The following is a 21,912-nucleotide window of genomic DNA, read 5'->3' as shown; positions in this document are numbered from 1 at the left end:
TACTCTAATTTTCTGTTGAGGTTAAAACAGGTGTCGGATTAACCAAACTACCCACTTGTATTTTTTGCAACCCACTGATCACTAAAGTGTCACCTACCTCTAATCCATCAACAATACGCCATTGATTATCAATCGCCTCTGCCGTTGTCACAATCCTAGAAACAATCTTATTATCACTATTCACAAGCATAACAACAGCTTGCCCCTTAACATTATGTGTCACAGACTTTTGAGGTACGAGTATGGCTTTTTCATCAACTCCTACATTCAGTAGTACCCTGACATACATTCCAGGTAATAGCTCATGTTCAGGGTTAGGAAATTGGGCCCTTAACGTCACACTTCCCGTCCCCTCGTCGACATTAATATCAGAAAACTTAATGCTACCGAGGGAAGAATAAAAAGAATCACTATTTAAAATAAGCTGAACATTGTTCTTTGTATTTGCTTTAAGTTCACCATTTTTAATTTGCTTTTTAAAGTCATTTAACTGATTACTCGATTGCTGTATATCGATGTAAATAGGATCAATTTGCTGTAAATATGCTAGGACATCCGTTTGATTTCCGGTCACCAACGCGCCTTCTGTCACACTTGATTTACCGATTTTTCCAGAAATAGGTGCGGTCACTTCAGTATATTTAAGATTAATTTCTGCTGTATTGACATTGGCTTCGCTCACCGCTATTTGTGCTTGTGCTTCTTTATACAAAGCTTGGGCATCATCAAAATCCTGTTGGCTGATGGCATTAGTTTTAAGTAACACTTTATACCGCTTAGCTTTAGATTGAGCCGAAGACAAGGTCGCTTTTGCGCTCCTTAATTCAGCTTGAGCATTCATTAATACTGCCTTGTATTGAGAGGGATCAATTTGGTATAAAGATTGGCCTTTTGTCACAAACCCCCCTTGTGTAAAACTGCGTTTCATGACAATCCCCCCAACTTGAGGCCTCACTTCTGACTCTAAAAATGCCACAGCTCTTCCCGGAAGCTCAACTTTTATTGCTTGAGCTTTGGATGACACAGTAATAACTCCAACATCAATTGCTGGATCCGTATTAGGTAATTGATTTTGTTCATTTTGATGACAAGCAGAAATAAGAAACAGTGTACTTAACACCGTGGCAAAATAGATTCTTTGCCTCATAGACACTCCAAACATAAAAAGATATAAAGGAATTAAATAATTTCACTTGCTGAAACAGAAAGTTATACCACATTATTTTATATAACTATGATATATCATAGGTATTGTTCTCAACGCTTTTACCTGCACCAAAGTATAGATAAAAAAATAACTTTCTGTATTAGCTCAATACTAGTGTAAGGTCCAAGTGATAAACAATCCCTTTTAAAAAATTTAAATAACTTTAAGCTATTAAAATTATTTAATGATTGATAACAATTAAATTTATAATTAAAAAAACATATAGTTAAAAAACTTTTTATTTGAAATTTTTCTGTCATTAAAAAAGTAGAAACGAATAAGTAAAAACATTACATTTAAAGCAACAACAATAATTAACCAAATAATTACAAGTGACCTACAAATAGTCGCACACTAATGACATTACTTGAAAGGATTGGCTAATCCATTCAAGAAAAGTCACTTAATTTAAATTAATGAAAACAGACTTTCAATACGCTCTAAACCTTATTGTCACCGACACTTAATGCTAAAATACGACTTAAATCGGTTAAGTTTCGCCCACTTTCTTGTTGCCAAACATTAAACACATTCTGAACCTGATTAAGGCCACTCTTACTTGAAAAACCATAATCTATTAGCTTGTGACTTTTAAAATAACCTTGTATATCATTCGTAAGAGCAAATGTAGGCTTACCAATTGAACGTAGAAAATATGGGCCCGTATTCCCACCCAATCGTGCCCCTTTTGACTTCAATAATGCCCATAAACCAATAATATTTTCCTCAGGCCAGTTACTAATAAGTTGAGGTAATCCACCTTGAGTCCTCTCCAATTCATTCATCATCAAGGCATTATCATAAATGGCTTGGGTCTTTTTCTGATGACGGATTAACGCAGGATCACTTGCTCTTGCCTGCAATTGCTCAGGAGATAGCATTAATACTTTCATCGGCTCAAAATCAAAAAAAGCTTGCTCATAGGCTGGCCATTTAAGGTCAACAATCCGCCATATAAATCCACTTTGAAAGACTTTCTTACTGAGTTCCGACAACAATCTATTGCTAGGAGTTTGGACAATCTGTGACGCCGTTTTAACAGGAGAAAGCAGTGCTTCCAGCCCATCTTCACCACCTTTTCTTTCACAGGCTCGTTGATAAATGGTAGAAAATGATTCTAAATAATTCATATAAACAACTAATAATAATATTTAATACTCAATAGTCTACGCGCTAAAAATCCCTTTTGTCTATAGACAGAATAATCATAATCTCAGATTTATATCAACGTAAATAAAGCAGCATGAAAATCATTATAAAGAAAAGAATCCGACTATACTTATATTTAAGAAACACTAGGCTGGTACCCTATTCCATGAAGCTGTATTATCATCCCTTATGCCGACACTCACAAAAGGTGTTAATCGCCTTATATGAAAAACAGGCCTACTTTCACCCTCAGGTAATTGATCTGAATCATGCGCAATCTAGACATGATTTTAAAAGTTTATCGCCTTTAACTCGCTTACCATTACTCTTGCTTCATGATGACACTAAGCTACCTGAATCCAGCATTATTATTGAATTAATCGATAGCATTTTAGAAACCGGTACCCAATTATTGCCTAAACATATGAAGCACTCACTTGAAATACGCCTTTATGACCGCTTAATTGAACATGACTTACATCAAGCTCTATCACACTTTGAAATTGAAAAAAATCAGCCACCAATCGATCAACTTAAAATTAAGGGACTAAAAAACAATATAACCGTATTTCTCACTGAACTAGATGATAAATTACACAACAGTTACTGGCTGTGTAGCGATCACTTCAGTTTGGCCGATTGTAGCTTAATTCCCTGCTTATTCAGTTTACAGAATGAATTTCAACTACTTGACTACGAACATTTAGGACGATATTGGATGCAAGCTCAGCTACGAGGATCTTATTTGCAAGTCAAACAAGAAATCGAGCTCGCAGAAATAGAAAGCTCGAATGAAACTTAACATGAAAAAACAGAAGAAATAAAATTACATTAAACATTAAAGCCTTCAATAAAAGTCAGCTTAACTGTTATTTTGTTTTTTTAACTGTAGGAAGTCTTTCCATTTGAGAACTTCAGCGGGTAACGCAGGCGTAGTCTGCTCATAGCCCACCTCTTTTAACATGGAATCAATAGGCACTTGTTTACCTTTACACACAAATACACCTCGAACATGGACGATACAATGTAATCCTTTATTGCTGACAAAACGTTGTTCGATATAAAAATATTTCTCATCCCACCCCACTAATTTTGTTTCAATTTCAAATTTAGCAAGCGGTTTAATATCACGAATATAAGTAAATTCAACCGCATTAACAATGGGCATCCAGCCTAACTTAATAAAACGCGACAATAGACCCATTTCAGCCAACATGTAGGTTCTCGCTAAATCCATAAAAGCAGGATAACGTGAATTAGTCAGATGAAAATTAATATCACAATCAGAGGGCAAAGCACGATAGCTAATACGGCTGGTACCTAGAAAATCAATCTCACCACAACGACGACTACGCCATGCTAATAACCAAAACAACCTAAAATACAGGTTCATGAAAAATGACTACCTAACAACAAAAATAAAACAGCATGCTAGCAAAGGTCTGACCAGATGGCAAACATCAATAAAGTAAAAAGGGCACGATACAGTGCCCTTTACGCTTTAAGCTGCTTGAATACCACTATGGCGTAATAAGGCGTCTATTTTAGGTTCACGGCCTCTAAAACGAGTAAACAACACCATAGGCTCTTCTGAGCCCCCCATTTCCAAAATATTCTCTAAGAAACGCTGCCCAGTAGTTCGATTAAAAATACCTTGTTCTTCAAATAATGAAAAGGCATCTGCTGATAAGACTTCAGCCCATTTATAACTATAATAACCAGCAGCATACCCACCAGCAAAAATATGCGCAAACCCATGCTGAAAACGATTAAAGTCAGTGGCTTTAACAACTGCGACCTGCTGACGTACATCATCCAATGTCTGTTGAATACTCGCCCCTTTATTCGCATCAAACTCTAGGTGTAATCTAAAATCAAATAATGAGAACTCCAGTTGTCTTAGCATCATCATGCCAGACTGAAAATTCTTAGCAGCTAACATCTTATCAAGCAATGCTTGGGGTAAAGGTTCACCCGTTTCATAATGACCCGAAATTTCAGCTAACGCCTCAGCTTCATAACACCAGTTCTCCATAAACTGACTGGGCAATTCAACCGCATCCCAAGGAACACCATTAATGCCCGATACGTCAGCGACATCAATTTGAGTCAACATATGATGTATTCCATGACCAAATTCATGAAATAATGTGGTAACTTCATCGTGCGTAAATAAAGCAGGCTTTCCATCGACAGGGCCATTAAAATTACAAGTCAAAAATGCAACTGGAGACTGCAAGCCTTTATCTGTCATACGCCTGACTCGACAATCAGCCATCCAAGCCCCACCTCTTTTGCCTTCACGAGCATATAAATCCAAGTAAAAACGGCCTCTGACGGTGCCATTAATATCTTGAATTTCAAACATACGGACATCTTTATGCCAAGTTTCAAAATCAAAAAGCTCAGTAACCGTCAATCCAAACAAACGAGAAACAGTATAAAAGAGCCCTGATAAAACTTTGTTTTCAGGAAAGTAAGGCCTTAATATTTCTTGTGAAATGTCATACTCATGCTGTTTTAGTTTTTCGCCATAAAATCCTATATCCCAAGGCTCCAGCTCGCTCACCTGATAATGCATTTTTGCAAAAGCAGTTAATTCTGCCAACTCAGTTTCACCTTGAGCTTTAGAACGCTTAGCCAATTCGCCTAAAAAGTCTAATACTTGCTCAGGCGTCTCTGCCATCTTAGTGGCTAATGATTTGTGCGCAAAACTATCAAAACCGAGTAATTGTGCCAATTCATGACGTAATGAGACGATTTCATCCATCAATGGGCCATTATCATATTGGCCAGCAAAAGGTCCTTGATCCGATGCTCGAGTCACAAATGCACGATAGCATTCTTCTCTTAACGCTCTATTTTCACTGTAAGACATCACAGGCAAATATGACGGAATATCCAAAGTGAACAACCATCCTGATTGCTCTTTTGCTTCTGCCATCGCCTTAGCTGCAGCGATAGCCGATTCAGGTAAACCAGCAAGCTCTTCCTCTTTTGTGAGTAATTTACTCCAAGCTTGGGTTGCATCTAATAGCTGATTTGAAAATTGACTCGTCAATTCTGACATCCGCTTAACCAATTCACCATAACGCGCTTTGTCATTATCGTTTAGACCAATTCCCGACAACTCAAAATCTCTTAGACTGTTTTCAATCGCCTTCTTCTTAGCCAGGCTCATGGCATCAAACTCAGGTGACTCTCTCAATGATTTGTAAGCTTGATATAAACCTTGATGCTGACCAATAAATGTTCCGTACTCAGACAACAAAGGTAAACATGCATCATGGGCAGCACGTAATTCATCATTACTCACTACGGCATTCATATGAGAAATAGGTGACCAAATTTGGTTTAATTCATCATCAACTTGCTCTAAAGGAGCAACCAAACACTCCCATGTAAAGTCGGTATGTTTATCCAAAATAGCATCGACAGTCCTGCGACACTTCCCAATCGCCTGCTCAACAGCAACTTGTATATGTTCGGGTTGAATTTGAGAAAATAAAGGTAATTCTGAACCAGTAAGCAAGGGATTATTCATGGCTGTCCTCAGCAATTGATATTGTCATCATTAATAAAATATGGGCGCAAATCGTATTATTCAATGACCAACAACATAAATTAGCCAGTTTCTCGTGTTCATTTAAACTTGGAGGATTTCAAATAACGTCTTATTTTGTTAAAAAACGGCGATCCCCTCGACCGATTTCGACCCATAGTACATCGTCGCTGGCTTCCAATTGCTCTGCTAAGGTAAAAAAGTATTCTATATCAGCTAGCTTAGTTAAGTTTAACGAAGTACTTGGTTTGGCATCCACGACTTTAAAATCACTTTTCCAATGAATATCAATAGCATAATTTTGAATAAATGCCTCAAGTTCAACATCAGGTTTTAATTGAAAACTAATTATCCCCGTGAGTTTTGGCTTAATCTTCTGAGAAGGTGAGCTCATAGAGGAATGGGATGACATTTTAACTTTCATTGCCATATCACTTTTAATAAATACACGAGGATCCGTCCCATTATAATTTTCTTGTGAAGAAGGAGAAAAGCTTCCATCACTATCGACGAATACAACCTTTTCCCCCCCTACACATGGCATCAAATACATAAAGCATAAAATAAACAACGCGAACTTTGGCACCGTATCCCCCCTAATAAACTGAATGTCCATGAATGCGTAAAGACCAAGAGATAAGCTCGCCATGGGCTTCATTTGGAATAACATCTTCATAATCCATATTTTTATAATACGTTCCATAATGGAACTCGCCACTATTGACATCAGTCACTTTAAGTTTCCACTCTCCCTGACTTTTTTCTCCATAAAATGCATTACTCAACATAACGGTATTATCAAAGCCACCCAATGTTGAGGCAACAAAACCATTATATGGTGTTAATAATACACTGCGCGTGCCCGAAGGCGAGATAAGCTCAATGGCTAAATCGGGTAAACGATCATGATTAACTGTGAGCGCGATTTGCACGCCTTCAACAATCCAATCATTCTGAAAAGTAATACTGTCACTGACACCTTGAATACTGCCATCGGGAATAGCCCGATGAATGCAAGCCGACTCAAACCAATTAGATACAGCATATTCGCCTAACTCAGTATTGTAATTCAATGCCATTTCAACGGCATCACTAACATTCACTCGGCCAAAACCGTAAAAATCATGAAAATGAAAACCAGCGGCATTGGTGGTCCATTTCGGTATCGCGATAAAATCTGCTTGCTTCACATCAGAGATAATCTCAACCGTTTTGTCTGTAATATTCTCATCCACTTGTGTCGCTGTACTGGCTAAAACGTGTCGAATATCACGCCAATTAAGATCTGGGTTTGCCCCCCAAATCACCGCAATAGCACCACTGATATTGGGAGCAGCAGCAGAAGTACCTTCCATTCTAGCGGTATAATGACAGTCAGGATTTAAACGATGATGACCATCATCAAATACTGATAAAAGCCCAGATAGGAATGCCTCATATGAAAAACCAATATGGCAGCCTTGCCTATCCGTAGTAATGATTTTGGGAAGAAACGCGTCATCTTCACCGCCCGGCGCACTAATAAATATATTGGCCCCAATAGTGCTGTCACGGCTTAATGTGCCCTCTGCATTTAATGCACTCACCATTAAATGATAAAAATTAGCTTGATCGGCTGACATATTGGCATGGTACACAGGTAAACTATTGGCCCCTTTTACTATGTTAGTGCCTCTAAAATACTTATCACTGCCACTTTGAAAGCCATGGTATTCATTACCCGCAGCTTTGATAAATAAGCGCCCTTTTCCCTCATTCGCCGCATGGCGAAATAATGCTTCTTCGCGCAAGCTCATTTTATTAGGATACGGATATTCAAAACCATAACTTTGATTGAAAATACGGGCTAATTGACTCTCCCCCTCAATGCCGTGTGAAATCTTAAAACTGTCTTCGGAATAACCCCAAAGACTTTGTTCCTCGAGATAATTAAACCCGATTAAACTGGCTTTAGGCGCCACGCCACGATTACCTATATTATTCCAACCTTCTGCAGCAATGATGCCAGCCACTGCGGTCCCATGCGCTTTACTCATATCTACAGGCGTCGGATCGCTTGATCCTGTTAAAAAATTATAAGAACTATCGACTAACATATTATTGTGTAAATTAGGATGATTTATCTCGACACCATCATCAATGACAGCCACAATTATATTCTCACCATGATGACCTTGTGCGACAGCCTCCTTTACATTTATGTCTTGCCCCTCTAATCCCCCATTGAGTGCAAAGGCCGTTTGCCCATTATTGTGTAAATGCCACTGCATTGCATACAAAGGATCACCTGCAGTAATGGTAATAATGATTCTCCCCACCACAGATTGAGTCGCGCTTTGTACACGATAAGTCACAATCTCTTCCCCTACCGCCGCATCAGCTAAATAAGTAAAGGCCCCTGTTTCTGCATTGGTAAATTCAAATTTTCCCAATGTCACTTGCGTAGGATCTAGCACTGAAAAACTGGCATGCCCTTGATTGCCCTCACCCAGTAATTGCTCGGTTAAATACACAGACTGCTTTGATGTAAAATAATGAACTTGATCCGCCTTCAGTTCGGGCTCAGGTTCAGGCTTTGGTTCTGGTTCAAACTCGGGTTGCGGTTCGGGCTCTGGCTTTGGCTCAGGAATAGGTTTTGGATCGGGAGTAGGTAATGGATGTGGCTCAACTTCTATAACGGATATGTCTGCCTCACTCAATCTTTGCTGATGATTATCTGTGTCATTGCAGCCCACTAACAACAAAATAAAGCAAAACCAACCTGTATTAAATAATAAAGAACGAAAAGAGAACAAGATCATGGACAATAAAATAACCTAGAGAATAAAAAGAAAGGTAATATGAAATTAGCCTAAAAATCATAGCAAATTACTCTGCCAGCAGAACTAAGACCTTGGTATTCCTTCATTCAAATTCACCATGCGTACATTCATATCATCAAGTAACATTAACTGAAATAAAAAAGCCTTACCGCTCAAAGTAAGGCATCTATATTTAATCCTCTCACACTAGTGAATTTGGTAACGCTGAGCTTTATTATCCACTTCAACCCATTTTACATCTTCACTTGCGTTAATTGCATCACGAAGTACAAAGAAATCATTCACACTGATATTTTCAGGAGCCGCAATCACCACTAATTGGTTATCACTTTGCCAATCAAGCGTGACATCATAATTCGAAATAAAATAACTCACATCAACATTCTCTTCTAATTTCACCATTAACTTACCCGTTAATAATGTTGATGAAACCATCAAAGGCTCACTGTTATTATGAGCAGAATTAGACGCTAATACTCGATTACTACCACTCTCTTGAACGGAAAAAGCGCTAGGGCTCGACAATTCATACCCTGCTTTTAACTTACCTTTTGACAATAAATCGCTCGGTACCATGATGCCTGTTTGTTCTGTTGCCAAACAAGAAAATGCCACTGTTGACGCAAGAGAAATCACAAAGAATTTCATTAAAACTTTCATAAAACTATTCACTTATTATATAAATAACGCTAATTCATTATATGCTTGATTGAAAGCATTATTAACATCAAAAAAATCGATATTTTAACCCTAAAATCAAGCTTATGTCTGATTATGGTTGAACTTAGCTATTCAACTATTTAAAAGTTAATGTTTGCTATGCCCATGAAATTGAATAGACCAAGCCTGCAGCTCACCGTTCGCTTCATTTGGTGTAAATTCCAATTTATCAGTCTCAATATCATTTTCTGTTTTTACGACTCTCGTCTTTAACAGACCATTATTCACATCCACCAATTTAATCGTCCAATCACCTTGTACGGGCTCACCGTAAAACGCATTAGAGAGCATAAGGGTGTTCTTAAAACCTTCAGAATGATCGGCAGGATCTATCGGATTACCAACATATACATAACCATTATAAGGTGTCATCACCACACTACGAGTGCCTGAAGGCGAAATCAGCTCCACCGCTAAATCGGGTAATCTGCCATGTTTTGCCGTTAATTGAATTTGCACCCCTTCCACAATCCAGTCATCAAGTACATTAATGGTATCACTCACGCCATTAATATCCCCATCGGGAATGGCAGCATTGATGTTTTCCGATTTTTTAAAGCCAGATATTTGATATTGGCCTAAGTCGGTTTTATAGTTTTTTGCCATGGCAACGGCATCGCTGACATTCACACGGCCAAAACCGTAAAAGTCATGAAAATGAAACCCTGCTGCATTGGTGGTCCAAGCAGGCAGTGCAATATATTCATCATTGGTACCATTAGGATCAATTCGAATGGTTTTAGCTTGAATATTAGCATCAACTTGCGTTGCCGTTGACGCGAGAATATGACGAATATCACGCCAAGTTAGATTCGGATTAGCCCCCCAAATAACTGCAATCGCCCCACTGACATTCGGCGCAGCCGCAGAGGTGCCATTCATATGCGCGGTATAGTCACAGGCACTATTGAGTGGATAACTCCCATCATCAAACACACCTGCCATACCAAACGTCGCGAGTTCTTTTGAGAAACCAGTATGGCATCCTTGAAGATCAGTCGTCAAAATCGCCGGATTCATAAACCCATATTCTCCACCAGGCGCACTGACAAACACATTGGCGCCAGCACTGCTGTAACTACTGAGCGTTCCTTCTGCATTGAGTGCACTCACCACAAGATTATAAAAATTCGAGTTATTAGGTGACATATTGGCATTATGAAACGGTAACCCGAAATTGTTCATATTAGTTTCAGGAGTAAATTGATATTCAGCAACACTGATGTCCTTAAAAGAGTTACCCGCTGATTTAACAAATAAGCTCCCTTTACCGTTAAAACTATTCACCGTCACATCTTGGTAAATATCATCTTCAGCTTGTGAAAATTGAACCGGAAAAGGTGTTACAGTACCAAAACTCTGATTAAAAATTTGTGCTTTCTCACTCAACGCCCCTTTGCCAAGAGATAGCTTAAAATTATTAAAACTTTGATCACTGGTAATCAAGTTAAAACCAATCATACTGGCCTTGGGCGCGACACCACGGCTACCGATATTATTCCAGCCTTCAGCAGCAATAATGCCACCAACAGCAGTACCATGACTATCAGATGAATCAACTGGGCTCGGATCGTTTGTATCTGTTAAAAAATTGTACGACCCACCTGTTAGAATATTATTTTGTAAATTAGGGTGAGCGATTTCTAAGCCATCATCAACAACAGCAACCACAATACCTTCACCATGATGACCATTGGCTACGGCCTCACTGACATTCATGTCTTCACCGATAACACCGCCATTATCAGCAAAAGCCTTCTGACCTGTGTTGTGTAAATGCCACTGCTCCTTATACAGCGGATCGCCAGCATTTATTTTAATCATTAAACTGTAGGTATTCGTGTCTATACCATTTGTCACGGTATATTTGAGTTCTTCAGTACCTTCCGCTTCAGCCGCTAAATATTGATACTGCCCCGTAGCTGCATTAATGATGTTAAAGCGACCGTATTTGGCCACAGAGTCAGGGCTAAGAGCAAAGGTCAAATCCCCCGTCTCGGTCGGCGCCTTCAAGGTACTTTTAAGGTATACAGATTGTTTGGCGTTGGCTTGCGTCGTCACCTGTGTCGGAGACTGACTACTACCGCTACTATCGCTACCACCACAAGCAACAAGTAATGACGCTGATAATAAACCAATACTTAATTGACTATAACGAGGAAAAAACGTGCTTAACTTCTTCATATTAAATAACAGATATGCCCTGTAAAAAATAACCAAAAATAGATAAAATAAAAAAGTCCTCTATATTGAATGAATATAGAGTTCAATTGAAGTTCAAATATTTCTCACTACATTAGACTAAACTTAATGACATCATAATAAGTTATTCTATACATTAATCATTAAGACCTTAGTCAAAGAAAGAAGAGAGCCATTAAATAACACATTAATAAAAATAAATATTCTTATAAAACATATGAGTTTAAATATTATTAATGTAAATGAATAAATATAAATAATAATTGATATCATTGAGTTTTATTTATAGAAAAATCAAACTAAAAACAAAACTGAAACTGAAACTGAAACTGAACTTAAGCTGAACCTATTAAGAATAATATAGATCATCCTTTATATACTCAATAATAACCATCATAAAATGAATGATAAAAAGTGAACCAAACTCCTCAATTTTTGCCATTCGCATCTTTGTATCACATCAGGCACAATAGCCCTTTGGCTTACTTTTACTACTTTCGGAGATCCCGATGGCTCAACAATTTGATTATATTTGTTTAGGTGCTGGCAGTGGTGGCATCGCATCAGCAAACCGCGCTGCTATGCGCGGCGCAAAAGTCTTACTCATAGAAGCAAAAGAGCTTGGAGGGACTTGCGTAAACGTCGGCTGTGTCCCTAAAAAGGTCATGTGGTACGGGGCACAAGTGGCCGAAGCCATGCACCTTTATGCTAAGGATTATGGTTTTGATGTCAGCGTTAATCAATTTGATTGGAACACATTAGTGGCTAGCCGTGAAGCCTATATTGATCGTATTCATGGCGCTTATGACAGAGGCCTAGACAGTAATGGCGTCACCGTTGTAAAAGGCTATGGACGCTTCGTTGATAGTAAGACCATCGAAGTCAATGGTGAGCATTACACAGCAGAGCATATTTTAATTGCAACAGGCGGCGCTCCAAGTTATCCCGATATTCCAGGTAGCGAATTAGGCATAGACTCAGATGGTTTTTTTGCCCTAACAGAGCAACCGAAGCGAGTCGCTATTGTGGGTGCTGGCTATATTGCCGTTGAAATTGCAGGTGTATTACATGCATTAGGCAGCGAAACCCATTTATTTGTGCGTAAGCATGCCCCCTTACGCAGTTTTGATCCTATGCTCAGTGAAGCCTTAGTCGATTCAATGCAAACTGACGGGCTAAGCTTACATACTCACAGCATTCCTAAGTCTGTGATAAAAAACAGTGATGGCAGCTTAACCTTAACCCTTGAAGATGGGGTAGAGTATGACATTGACTGCCTAATTTGGGCCATTGGTCGCCACCCATCAACGGGCAATATTGGCCTGGAAAATACCCAAGTGACTATGAACGAGCAAGGCTATATCATCACAGACGATCAGCAAAATACCACTCAGAACGGTATTTATTGCGTGGGGGATATTATGGCCAATGGCATTGAACTCACACCTGTGGCAGTAAAAGCAGGTCGCCTATTATCCGAGCGGCTATTCAACGGCATGACAGATGCTAAAATGGATTATAAAAATGTCCCCACCGTAGTATTTAGTCACCCAGCAATCGGTACTATGGGACTGACAGAGCCTGAAGCCGAAAAAGAATACGGTAAAGATAATATTACCATTTACACATCAAGTTTTACCTCTATGTATACCGCCGTCACGACGCATCGCCAAGCCTGCAAAATGAAATTAGTGTGTGCTGGCACTGATGAAAAAGTCGTCGGCATTCACGGTATCGGCTACGGCATGGATGAAATATTGCAAGGCTTTGGCGTCGCCATGAAAATGGGGGCGACTAAAGCCGACTTTGATGCCGTAGTTGCCATTCACCCAACTGGCGCTGAAGAGTTTGTTACTATGCGTTAATATTTTTACTGTCAGCACGCCTTTTTTCAATCCTTCAAGTTGAAAAAAGGCACTTTAACGTCGTTAATCCCTGCCAATTAAACACTCCCTCCTTCATCAATAAGTTATTCAATAAAATTGAACCTATGAGTAAGTTATATTTAGTTTATCTAAACTGCTTTGGGCGTTATACTCTCATATAAGTCGTAATCATTGGGGCCAACATGCTATTAACAACATGTAATAAATATAAAATTTATATTTTTTTATTACTAGTCCTATTTTGTTTATTACCCATCATAAGTTCCCCAATCGCCCTCATTTTAGGTTTTAGTGCAGCAAGTCTAGGCATTGCTCCCGATGCTAGTAAATTATCCCCTTGGATAAAAAAATTATTAGCCTGTTCGGTTGTGGGTTTAGGTTTTGGTATTCAACTTAATACCGCCATATCAGCCAGTATAGAGAACCTGCCTCTGATCATTGGCTCCATTTTATTAACGCTACTTTTAGGCTATTTAGTCACCAGACAACTCAAGCTCAATACGAAAACAGGGTATTTAATTTCAGCCGGTACAGCCATATGTGGTGGTAGCGCAATTGCAGCAATAACCCCTGCAATTAACGCCAACAGTGATGAATCAGGCATCGCATTAGCCACGATTTTTATACTCAATGCTGTTGCCTTATTTCTTTTCCCAGCCGTGGGACATTTATTGGCCATGAGTCAGCATGATTTTGGTGTATGGAGCGCTATCGCTATTCACGATACATCCTCTGTCATTGGTGCAGCTTCCGCTTATGGTAATGAAGCATTGGTTACTGCAACAACCATTAAATTAGCACGTGCTTTATGGATCATTCCCATAGCATTTATCAGTGCCGTCATGTTTAAAGGCAGTACCAATCGTATTCCAATCCCATATTTTATCTTATTTTATTGCATCGCTATCGCCATCGCCTATTACTTCCCTGACGGCAATGAAATATATCAATTATTATTTGACGGCGCCAAACGATTGCTGGTTGTTTGCTTGTTTTTAATTGGGGCTGGGATCACATTACAAAAAATGAAGCAAGCAGGATTAAAACCCTTAATACTTGGAATATCACTATGGGGTATCATAGCCAGCACATCTTTGATATATATTCTGGTCTAGCCTAGCATTACTCTTTTTTGGGAGGTTTAGCATAAAAAACATACCCCATGATCCCAAAAAAAACCACCAGATGCAGTAAAGACTGAGCTAAGCCACTCGTTAACATTGATATAATCGTTAACACCAGTAATAGGCCAAATATCAACCAAGTTTTCACAGCCCCTCTCCTTCACAATCCAAGCAAGTTCGTTTAATAAGCTATTATTATTGAATTCTAAATAAAAAAATAAGAATTTTTCCCTCTACTACATAGCCATATCAACTAAGCATACTTGTTAGCAGCAGCGCTTTTCGTCCTTAACGTCGCTAACTCCGCTTCATTGACAAAAAGCCATGACTCAATAAAGAAAATAGGCAATACCCTAAGAAATAGTAAAACCCCACTTCAAACTGTGCCGTTGTTTTCAATAAATCCCCCATGCCAGCAGAGGCATTTCCCGCCATATAGCTTACTATGATGGCTACAATGAAAACATCTGCCATAGACCACTTACCTATCACGCCAATAAACCGATTTAATGAAATAGAAAACGACTCTTTAATCGGTAATGACATCAGTAACATCAACAGTAATTTCACCACAGGAATGAATACACTAAATAATATAATTAATACTGCAACTAGCTTATTACCTGAATGATAAAGCTCCTCACTCGTTCCCCAAATACTGCGCGTCTTCTGAAAAACCTCAACCTCACCTTTTACATCATTGAGGCCTAGCAACCCTGTTACCATAGATAACATACCTCTAGCACTGCTCTGAGAGTCTTCACCCATTTGCTGCGCAATCATATCGAGACCCGCATCTCTTAACGCCGTTTTTTCTATCGACCCCTGAATGCTTAAAATAGGTTGAGTTACACCAGGAATAAGTAACACGAGTGACAAAACAATCACTAAAATAGAGACAACTTGCTTCATTTTATTTTGCTCAATTAATTCATATTCAATCCAGTCTAAAGAATTTAAATACAGAATCCAATGCGATTAATAAAATGGGGTAGGGTCAATATTTAAACAAGTAGACACGATACCTCGCTCAATGTAGAGTTCTGATTTTGATAAATCAACCATCCTAACATTGACATATTGCCTGTTTATCACTGAATAAAAGCATTTCACAATAGGATGAAGCACATCACTTTTATTCGCAGTCCACACAATCCCCACTAAACCATTAGACAGCTCAACCAAAGAGCCAACAGGATAAATTCCTACACAACGAATGAAATCATAAATGAGTGTTTTATCAAGATGAAAGGGAGTGAGGCTTAATAAAATTTTAAAAGCTGCAGCGGGACTCATTGCTTCTTTATAAGAGCGACTTGCAGTCAAAGCATCAAAAATATCAACAATACAACTCATTCTGCCATAAAGTGAAATCTCATCTCCCGACAAACCTAGTGGATAGCCCTTACCATCCAGCTTCTCATGATGCATTAAGCAGACATCCTTACTTACTTGTGATAACCCTTTAATACTACTAAGAATATCAATCGCATGGTTTTGATGAGATTTAATATGTTCAAATTCGACATTAGTGAGTTTTCCGGGTTTATTTAGTACATTGATATCCACTTTAATTTTACCAATATCGTGCAAAATGCCGCCTATCACTAGCTCTTTTAATATCGATTGTTCTAATTTTAAAAAGCGCCCAAACGTCAATAATAAAAAAGCCACATTCACTGAATGCTCAAGTAAATAAGCATCTTTATTACGTAAAGCAGACATACAGCTAAGCGCATCAAGATCTTGGCACATCATATTAATCATATTGTCGGCTAAGTTTTCAAAAGGCGCTATTTCAATCGCTTTACCTTCAAATGTTTCAAATAACACTTTTTGAATAAGACGCTTTGACTCAGATAATAATTCACCCGCTTTTACTTGAGCCATGTCACGACTCATCCACTGCTTTCTCACAAATGATCTTAAAGACATTTCTTCGATAACAGGCACACATTGAACAGGCTGACTGATTGCTGGCGTAAAAGTAGAGCGAGTTAAATCAACCCAAACATACTTCACACCATGTTTGATTAACGTATTAATATCTGCTTGGCTTTTGATTAAACCGGAATTGGTAATACTGACTAACTGATTTTTGCGATCAAGAGACTCTATAAACATCCCCACAATCAGGTCAGATACGGGGGTTTTGAGACATTTTTCAGCTAAAAAAGTAACATTCCTCACCGGCACACCATCCTTAGAATATAAAGCAAGCCATCATTCAAAATACGGGCATTAATATTACGACACTTACCATCAGTTTTATACTCAACCTAAGTGAACTCTTGAGCAACCCCTTTTCTATTTAAATAGGATTTTGCTTGAACTCATCATAAACGCCTCTATAATGTGCCGCCTTATTTATTGTCATCAACCCTGCGGGTTCCCTTACCCCGCCAAGAATAAAAAGGCGTCACCATGTTCACTCAATCCCAGATGAAACGTGCACTATTGCTGCTAGTCTCTTTTCATATTCTCATCATATGTGTTAGCAATTATCTGGTGCAACTCCCATTTCAATTATTTGGATTGCATACCACTTGGGGAGCATTTAGCTTTCCTTTCGTTTACTTAGCAACCGATCTCACCGTCAGAATATTTGGCCAAACCCAAGCCAGAAAAATAATTTTTATCAGCATGCTACCGGCCCTCATACTGACATACCTTATTGGCGTATTGTTTCAACAAGGGGAATTTCAACATTATTCAAGCTTACTGGAGCTAAATAGCTTTATCTTACGAATCGCCTTCGCCAGTTTTGCGGCTTATTGCATAGGTCAGTTAATGGATATTTTTGTTTTTGCCAAATTGCGACAGCTTAAAAACTGGTGGCTCGCTCCCACAGCCTCCTCTATTATCGGAAACTGTGTCGATACACTTGTTTTTTTTAGTATCGCTTTTTATGCGTCATCTAATGCCTTTATGAGCCAAAACTGGCCAGAAATCGCCTTTGTAGATTATGCCTTTAAGCTCATTGTCAGTCTTTGCTTATTTATTCCTGCCTATGGATTGCTACTCGTTTACCTGCAACGAAAGCTATTAGCATATCGCCCCCTTAATACTGAAAATATAAACCTTTAAAATCAATTGGTTAATTTTTTTAGCCTAAAAATATTGATTTTTATTCGCATAAGGGCTTGCAAACGCAAATGAGAATGATTACTATTAACTTGCGTTCTGAAACTCGCTTCTAAATTAAAAATAGTCTTTATTTTTACATTAGTCTTTGAGTTTATATGCACAACATTGCTCACACTCTTTTATAGCCGTAGATTATCCTTCGGCTTTTTTTTGTCTTAAATTTACTCAAAAAAGACCTTATACCAAACTAAGTAAGTGATCATTCAACGGGAATGAAAGCCTTTTAGACAAGATCATTAATTGCTCCTGCATAAATAACATTTCCATCACCCTTGATGGTCAGCTGAACATTGAGCCTAATCATTTAAGCCGGTGTTTAATAACACAGTATAAAAGACTTTCCTTTTTACGAATAAGAGTCAACCTCTTGAGAATGTGTAAAAGCACCGACTTCTAGCTTGTATCATCTTAAAAGGCAATAAGCATTTCGGCACCTTTTCTTTTTAAAAAGAGTACACCTTGAATTAGGCACTTTTACGCACTCTGAAAACAGGCATCTTGAAGTATCACAGGTATCGGTATAGCATCCCACTATCTAACATCGCTAACATTGATAATATTGCATGGGATTTTCTCGAAAAAAATGGAACAACATCATTATTATTGCCAGTCTAATCATGATATCGGTACTCAGTATTCTCTATGATAAAACACAACATTTACCTTTAGAGTCCACATCACCAAGCACCCCACTATTTGATGATAATTTGACATTAGTACAGTTAACAATCGGCTCCTTCTCAATGAAAAAAAGCCCCCAAGGTTGGCATTGCAGTTCCAATGTGAAAAACTGTCAACATTGGGCTGAAACTTGGGCGAATTTGCACATGACGTCTATATCGACTCCTGCAGAATTACCCGAAACAGCGCAACAGATTATTTTCTATGTTAACGACTTTTCAACCCCACAAATTTGGCAATTATTTTCAAAGACCCAAATATTAAAATCACCCCATAATAATTGGTATCATGTATCCATCAGACCCAATGAACATTTATTACCAAAGGGTTTAAAATAACCATGCCGTGCACACAAAATGAGAGCGAGTTATAATGCCTGAATTACCTGAAGTTGAAGTCACCCGCCAAGGTATTTCACCTTATTTAATTGATAATAAAGTTACAAACCTAACCGTTCGCAACGCAAAGTTACGCTGGCCTGTACCGGATATTGCACAGCAAATTGTTGGACAAGTGATCCGCAACGTAAGACGTAGAGCCAAATATCTGCTTATAGATACCGATGCGGGTACTACCATTATCCATTTAGGTATGTCTGGTAGTTTACGACTCGTCTCTCACGATACCCCCATTCAAAAACATGATCACATTGATTTAACACTCGCCAGTGGCCGAATATTACGGTTAAATGACCCCCGCCGATTTGGTGCTTGGCTTTGGTGTGAACTACCAGAGCAAGCCCACCCTTTATTATCAAAACTCGGCCCAGAACCACTACATAACAGCTTTAATGCCGATTATTTATTCCATGCCTTAAAAAATAAAAAAAAGGCGATTAAACTGTGTTTAATGGATAATCATATCGTTGTCGGCGTTGGTAATATTTATGCTAATGAAGCATTATTTTCTGCTGGGATCCACCCTCAAACTCCAGCAGGTAATATTGATATTGAACGGCTTACATTATTGGTTGTAGAAGTAAAACAAATACTTGAAAATGCAATAAAACAAGGCGGAACCACATTAAAAGACTTTACCAATGCCGAAGGTAAACCTGGATATTTTGCACAAAAATTGCATGTTTACGGCAGAGGCGGGCAAACCTGCACTCATTGCGGTCATTTACTCAGTGAAATAAGGCTCGGGCAACGAGCCACTGTTTTTTGTAGTGTATGCCAAACGCTTTAATTGAACCTGAACTCGGGTTAATTGATTAAAAAAGGGAGCCATTAATGCATAACGACAAATTCAGTTCACAGCAACACTTGGGTAATCCAGTGACTGAAAAAAGTGCTATTACACTCACTAAGCAACTTCAAGACCAAGATATTAAAGCTATCTCACTCTCTTATATTGATAATAGCGGCATCAGTCGTATGAAAGGGATCCCAATTACACGGCTCACTCAAGCATGCATGTGGGGGGTGGGTATGTCTCCTGTTTTTGATACGTTTCTACTCAATGATGATGCCACAACCAGCCCAAGTGCTGGCGGCCCAGTGGGCGATCTTAGATTACTTCCCGATCTCAATAAAATTACCCCATTAGCAGGAGAGCCCGGCTGGGCTTGGGCACCTGTAGATAGAGTCAAACAAACCGGGCAGCCCCATGAACAATGTCAGCGTCAATTTTTAAAAAAAATGGTCCAAGCAGCTAAAGATCAAGGTTATGAGCTCAATATGGCCTTTGAAATAGAATGGATGCTAAGCCTTGAACAAAGCCATCAGTTTACCCCCTTGAGTACCAGCCCAGCCTATAGCCATCAACGTATAACCGAAGTCTCAGGTTATTGTATCGATTTACTCGATGCTCTGGCTAAGCAAGGTATTGAAGTTGAGCAGCTTCACCCAGAATACTCACCTGGACAATTTGAGTTATCAATTCGTCATAGTTGTCCACTCACTGCTGCCGATTTAAGCATTCTGGTCCGTCAAACCATTAGGGCCATTGGCGCTAAACATCATATGCATACCACTTTTTCTCCTTGTGTTGTTAATGGAGGAGTTGGAAATGGTTGCCACTTACACTTAAGCCTTAATAACAAAAAAGGCATTAATTTATTTCAAGGTGGCTCAGGGCCTGAAGGCTTAACCCAAGAAGGGGAATATTTTATTGCAGGTATTTTAACGGCCCTACCGTCACTGCTTGCCATCACAGCCCCCAGTGTTGCCAGCTATTTACGTCTCATACCTCAACATTGGTCAGGAAATCATCAATGCTGGGGAGTTGAAAATAGAGAGGCTGCCATCCGCTTTATTAAAGGCCCACCAGCAAATAGCCACAATACAGCCAATATAGAAATTAAATGCATTGATGCGACAGCTAACCCTTATTTAGTCATAGGCAGCGTCATCGCCCACGGTTTAGCTGGGCTCAATAATCAGCTGCCCTTACCAGCCCCGGTTAGTATCGATCCCGCCACACTCACTCCAGATCAAAATAAAGCATTAGGCGGAATTAAGCCATTGCCCACACAATTGCCAGACAGTGTAGCCGCTTTTAAACAAGATACGGTATTAAAAGCAGCCTTAGGCCAAGCGCTATTTGAAACCATCATTGCAGTTCGTACAGCTGAAAATGCACTCTTTATGCAATCAACAGCTGCTGAGATTATTGCCGCCACATGTTGGCGACATTAATACCAATCTAAGTAATTGATCATTCAGCGGGAATGTAAAATGCGGTAGGCAAGGTCGTTAATTACTCCTGCTTTAACTGACATTCCCACCATCCATGGAGGTCGCGGCAGTTTAACGCTAATCGTTATTCTATATCGAAAACTGACAACGCAGCATAACGTATTTTTAAACCCGCCCAGCCTGTGTGGCTCTAAACTGATCATTTACTTACTTAAATTGGTATAATTCATTATCAACGCACTACACTCTGATATCTGGCCTAAATCTCAGGAATTTTTATTAAGTGCATTAGCCACCTCAGCATGAACAAACTGACTTACATCGCCACCGTGAAGGGCCACCTCTTTCACTAAGGTCGATGAAATGAAAGAGTTTTCTTCCGCTGGGGTTAAAAAGACACTTTCTAAATCTGGACTTAAACGACGATTCATATTGGCTAATTGAAACTCGTACTCAAAATCCGATACTGCTCTTAAGCCCCGCAACAATACACTGGCATTTTGCTGCTTGGCGAAATCAACCAATAAACCACTAAAACCGACAACCTCAACATTATCAAGATGTGCCGTCACTAACTTGACTAAATTCACTCGCTCTTCAAGCGTAAATCGAGGTTGTTTAGAAGGGTTTGAGGCAATCGCGACAACGACATGCTGAAATAATTTAGCTGCACGTTCAATGAGATCCGTATGCCCATTGGTAATGGGATCAAAAGTACCAGGGTAAATAGCTCGCTTATGCACGAAATGTTCCTTGTCACATCAAATATCATT

At 39.0% G+C, this 21,912-nt stretch carries 19 protein-coding genes; 7 read left to right on the top strand and 12 right to left on the bottom strand.

The window, feature by feature from the left end:
• Positions 1-4 precede the first annotated feature (4 nt).
• Both Q0976_RS00710 and Q0976_RS00705 read right to left on the bottom strand, forming a co-directional pair.
• Entirely contained in the window at positions 5-1,147 is a 1,143-nt protein-coding gene (locus tag Q0976_RS00710) for an efflux RND transporter periplasmic adaptor subunit (protein WP_299489819.1), read from the bottom strand.
• 500 nt (positions 1,148-1,647) lie between these two features.
• Positions 1,648-2,337 (bottom strand): DNA-3-methyladenine glycosylase I, encoded by a 690-nt coding sequence (locus tag Q0976_RS00705; protein ID WP_299489816.1) that lies wholly within the window; start codon positions 2,335-2,337, stop codon positions 1,648-1,650.
• A 185-nt stretch (positions 2,338-2,522) separates the two neighbouring features.
• Between Q0976_RS00705 and Q0976_RS00700 the strand changes: the two genes are divergently transcribed.
• A complete protein-coding gene (locus Q0976_RS00700) occupies positions 2,523-3,158 on the top strand; it encodes a glutathione S-transferase family protein (RefSeq protein ID WP_299489814.1) in 636 nt (211 codons plus the stop codon).
• Positions 3,159-3,218: 60 nt separating this feature from the next.
• Here Q0976_RS00700 and Q0976_RS00695 read toward each other — a convergent pair whose 3' ends face one another.
• The 6 genes from Q0976_RS00695 to Q0976_RS00670 form a co-directional block, all read right to left on the bottom strand.
• Positions 3,219-3,749, bottom strand: a complete 531-nt coding sequence (locus tag Q0976_RS00695; RefSeq protein WP_299489811.1) for a thioesterase family protein — start codon at positions 3,747-3,749, stop codon at positions 3,219-3,221.
• 108 nt (positions 3,750-3,857) lie between these two features.
• Entirely contained in the window at positions 3,858-5,900 is a 2,043-nt protein-coding gene (gene prlC, locus Q0976_RS00690) for an oligopeptidase A (RefSeq protein ID WP_299489809.1), read from the bottom strand.
• A 130-nt stretch (positions 5,901-6,030) separates the two neighbouring features.
• Entirely contained in the window at positions 6,031-6,504 is a 474-nt protein-coding gene (locus Q0976_RS00685) for a hypothetical protein (RefSeq protein ID WP_299489807.1), read from the bottom strand.
• A gap of 10 nt (positions 6,505-6,514) precedes the next feature.
• Positions 6,515-8,719 (bottom strand): S8 family peptidase, encoded by a 2,205-nt coding sequence (locus tag Q0976_RS00680; RefSeq protein ID WP_299490168.1) that lies wholly within the window; start codon positions 8,717-8,719, stop codon positions 6,515-6,517.
• 207 nt (positions 8,720-8,926) lie between these two features.
• On the bottom strand, positions 8,927-9,400 hold the full coding sequence (locus tag Q0976_RS00675) for a hypothetical protein (RefSeq protein ID WP_299489805.1): 474 nt from the start codon (positions 9,398-9,400) through the stop codon (positions 8,927-8,929).
• 147 nt (positions 9,401-9,547) lie between these two features.
• Positions 9,548-11,644 carry a S8 family serine peptidase gene (locus tag Q0976_RS00670; RefSeq protein WP_299489803.1) on the bottom strand — a complete coding sequence of 699 codons (2,097 nt, stop codon included), beginning with the start codon at positions 11,642-11,644 and terminating at the stop codon, positions 9,548-9,550.
• 527 nt (positions 11,645-12,171) lie between these two features.
• On the opposite strand from Q0976_RS00670, the gene gorA reads away from it, so the two are divergent.
• On the top strand, positions 12,172-13,527 hold the full coding sequence (gene gorA, locus Q0976_RS00665; protein WP_299489801.1) for a glutathione-disulfide reductase: 1,356 nt from the start codon (positions 12,172-12,174) through the stop codon (positions 13,525-13,527).
• 203 nt (positions 13,528-13,730) lie between these two features.
• Positions 13,731-14,663 carry a putative sulfate exporter family transporter gene (locus tag Q0976_RS00660; RefSeq protein WP_299489799.1) on the top strand — a complete coding sequence of 311 codons (933 nt, stop codon included), beginning with the start codon at positions 13,731-13,733 and terminating at the stop codon, positions 14,661-14,663.
• 7 nt (positions 14,664-14,670) lie between these two features.
• On the opposite strand, the gene Q0976_RS00655 is transcribed toward Q0976_RS00660, so the two are convergent.
• The 3 genes from Q0976_RS00655 to Q0976_RS00645 all read right to left on the bottom strand — a co-directional run bounded on the left by Q0976_RS00655 (position 14,671) and on the right by Q0976_RS00645 (position 16,862).
• The gene (locus tag Q0976_RS00655) at positions 14,671-14,820 is read right to left on the bottom strand and encodes a hypothetical protein (protein ID WP_299489796.1); all 150 of its coding nucleotides are present in this window, start codon (positions 14,818-14,820) and stop codon (positions 14,671-14,673) included.
• A gap of 149 nt (positions 14,821-14,969) precedes the next feature.
• Complete coding sequence (locus tag Q0976_RS00650) at positions 14,970-15,584, bottom strand: paraquat-inducible protein A (protein ID WP_299489793.1); 615 nt, start codon at positions 15,582-15,584, stop codon at positions 14,970-14,972.
• 66 nt (positions 15,585-15,650) lie between these two features.
• Complete coding sequence (locus Q0976_RS00645) at positions 15,651-16,862, bottom strand: HD-GYP domain-containing protein (RefSeq protein WP_299489791.1); 1,212 nt, start codon at positions 16,860-16,862, stop codon at positions 15,651-15,653.
• Positions 16,863-17,096: 234 nt separating this feature from the next.
• Here Q0976_RS00645 and Q0976_RS00640 point away from each other — a divergent pair, with 234 nt between their 5' ends.
• From Q0976_RS00640 to Q0976_RS00625, 4 genes are all read left to right on the top strand, one after another.
• Complete coding sequence (locus Q0976_RS00640; RefSeq protein WP_299489789.1) at positions 17,097-17,759, top strand: 7-cyano-7-deazaguanine/7-aminomethyl-7-deazaguanine transporter; 663 nt, start codon at positions 17,097-17,099, stop codon at positions 17,757-17,759.
• A gap of 623 nt (positions 17,760-18,382) precedes the next feature.
• A complete protein-coding gene (locus Q0976_RS00635) occupies positions 18,383-18,838 on the top strand; it encodes a hypothetical protein (protein ID WP_299489786.1) in 456 nt (151 codons plus the stop codon).
• A gap of 34 nt (positions 18,839-18,872) precedes the next feature.
• A complete protein-coding gene (mutM, locus tag Q0976_RS00630) occupies positions 18,873-19,688 on the top strand; it encodes a bifunctional DNA-formamidopyrimidine glycosylase/DNA-(apurinic or apyrimidinic site) lyase (RefSeq protein ID WP_299489783.1) in 816 nt (271 codons plus the stop codon).
• A gap of 44 nt (positions 19,689-19,732) precedes the next feature.
• The gene (locus tag Q0976_RS00625) at positions 19,733-21,139 is read left to right on the top strand and encodes a glutamine synthetase family protein (RefSeq protein ID WP_299489781.1); all 1,407 of its coding nucleotides are present in this window, start codon (positions 19,733-19,735) and stop codon (positions 21,137-21,139) included.
• 266 nt (positions 21,140-21,405) lie between these two features.
• Here Q0976_RS00625 and coaD read toward each other — a convergent pair whose 3' ends face one another.
• A complete protein-coding gene (gene coaD / locus Q0976_RS00620; RefSeq protein WP_299489779.1) occupies positions 21,406-21,882 on the bottom strand; it encodes a pantetheine-phosphate adenylyltransferase in 477 nt (158 codons plus the stop codon).
• Positions 21,883-21,912: the final 30 nt, after the last annotated feature.

The organism is uncultured Shewanella sp. (assembly GCF_947501665.1).
Classification (GTDB): domain Bacteria; phylum Pseudomonadota; class Gammaproteobacteria; order Enterobacterales; family Shewanellaceae; genus Shewanella.
Note: the sequence above shows the minus strand (reverse complement) of the source record. Positions and strands in the feature narration are given on the sequence as shown.

What these genes read in the sequence shown, in the direction of transcription:
- mutM (WP_299489783.1), top strand. Translation starts at nt 18,873, where the DNA reads ATGCCTGAATTACCTGAAGTTGAAGTCACCCGCCAAGGTATTTCACCT.
- Q0976_RS00660 (WP_299489799.1), top strand. Translation starts at nt 13,731, where the DNA reads ATGCTATTAACAACATGTAATAAATATAAAATTTATATTTTTTTATTA.
- Q0976_RS00705 (WP_299489816.1), bottom strand. Translation starts at nt 2,337, where the DNA reads ATGAATTATTTAGAATCATTTTCTACCATTTATCAACGAGCCTGTGAA.
- Q0976_RS00650 (WP_299489793.1), bottom strand. Translation starts at nt 15,584, where the DNA reads ATGAAGCAAGTTGTCTCTATTTTAGTGATTGTTTTGTCACTCGTGTTA.
- prlC (WP_299489809.1), bottom strand. Translation starts at nt 5,900, where the DNA reads ATGAATAATCCCTTGCTTACTGGTTCAGAATTACCTTTATTTTCTCAA.
- Q0976_RS00710 (WP_299489819.1), bottom strand. Translation starts at nt 1,147, where the DNA reads ATGAGGCAAAGAATCTATTTTGCCACGGTGTTAAGTACACTGTTTCTT.
- Q0976_RS00625 (WP_299489781.1), top strand. Translation starts at nt 19,733, where the DNA reads ATGCATAACGACAAATTCAGTTCACAGCAACACTTGGGTAATCCAGTG.
- Q0976_RS00640 (WP_299489789.1), top strand. Translation starts at nt 17,097, where the DNA reads ATGTTCACTCAATCCCAGATGAAACGTGCACTATTGCTGCTAGTCTCT.
- Q0976_RS00635 (WP_299489786.1), top strand. Translation starts at nt 18,383, where the DNA reads ATGGGATTTTCTCGAAAAAAATGGAACAACATCATTATTATTGCCAGT.
- Q0976_RS00680 (WP_299490168.1), bottom strand. Translation starts at nt 8,719, where the DNA reads ATGATCTTGTTCTCTTTTCGTTCTTTATTATTTAATACAGGTTGGTTT.
- Q0976_RS00675 (WP_299489805.1), bottom strand. Translation starts at nt 9,400, where the DNA reads ATGAAAGTTTTAATGAAATTCTTTGTGATTTCTCTTGCGTCAACAGTG.
- Q0976_RS00670 (WP_299489803.1), bottom strand. Translation starts at nt 11,644, where the DNA reads ATGAAGAAGTTAAGCACGTTTTTTCCTCGTTATAGTCAATTAAGTATT.
- Q0976_RS00700 (WP_299489814.1), top strand. Translation starts at nt 2,523, where the DNA reads ATGAAGCTGTATTATCATCCCTTATGCCGACACTCACAAAAGGTGTTA.
- gorA (WP_299489801.1), top strand. Translation starts at nt 12,172, where the DNA reads ATGGCTCAACAATTTGATTATATTTGTTTAGGTGCTGGCAGTGGTGGC.
- Q0976_RS00695 (WP_299489811.1), bottom strand. Translation starts at nt 3,749, where the DNA reads ATGAACCTGTATTTTAGGTTGTTTTGGTTATTAGCATGGCGTAGTCGT.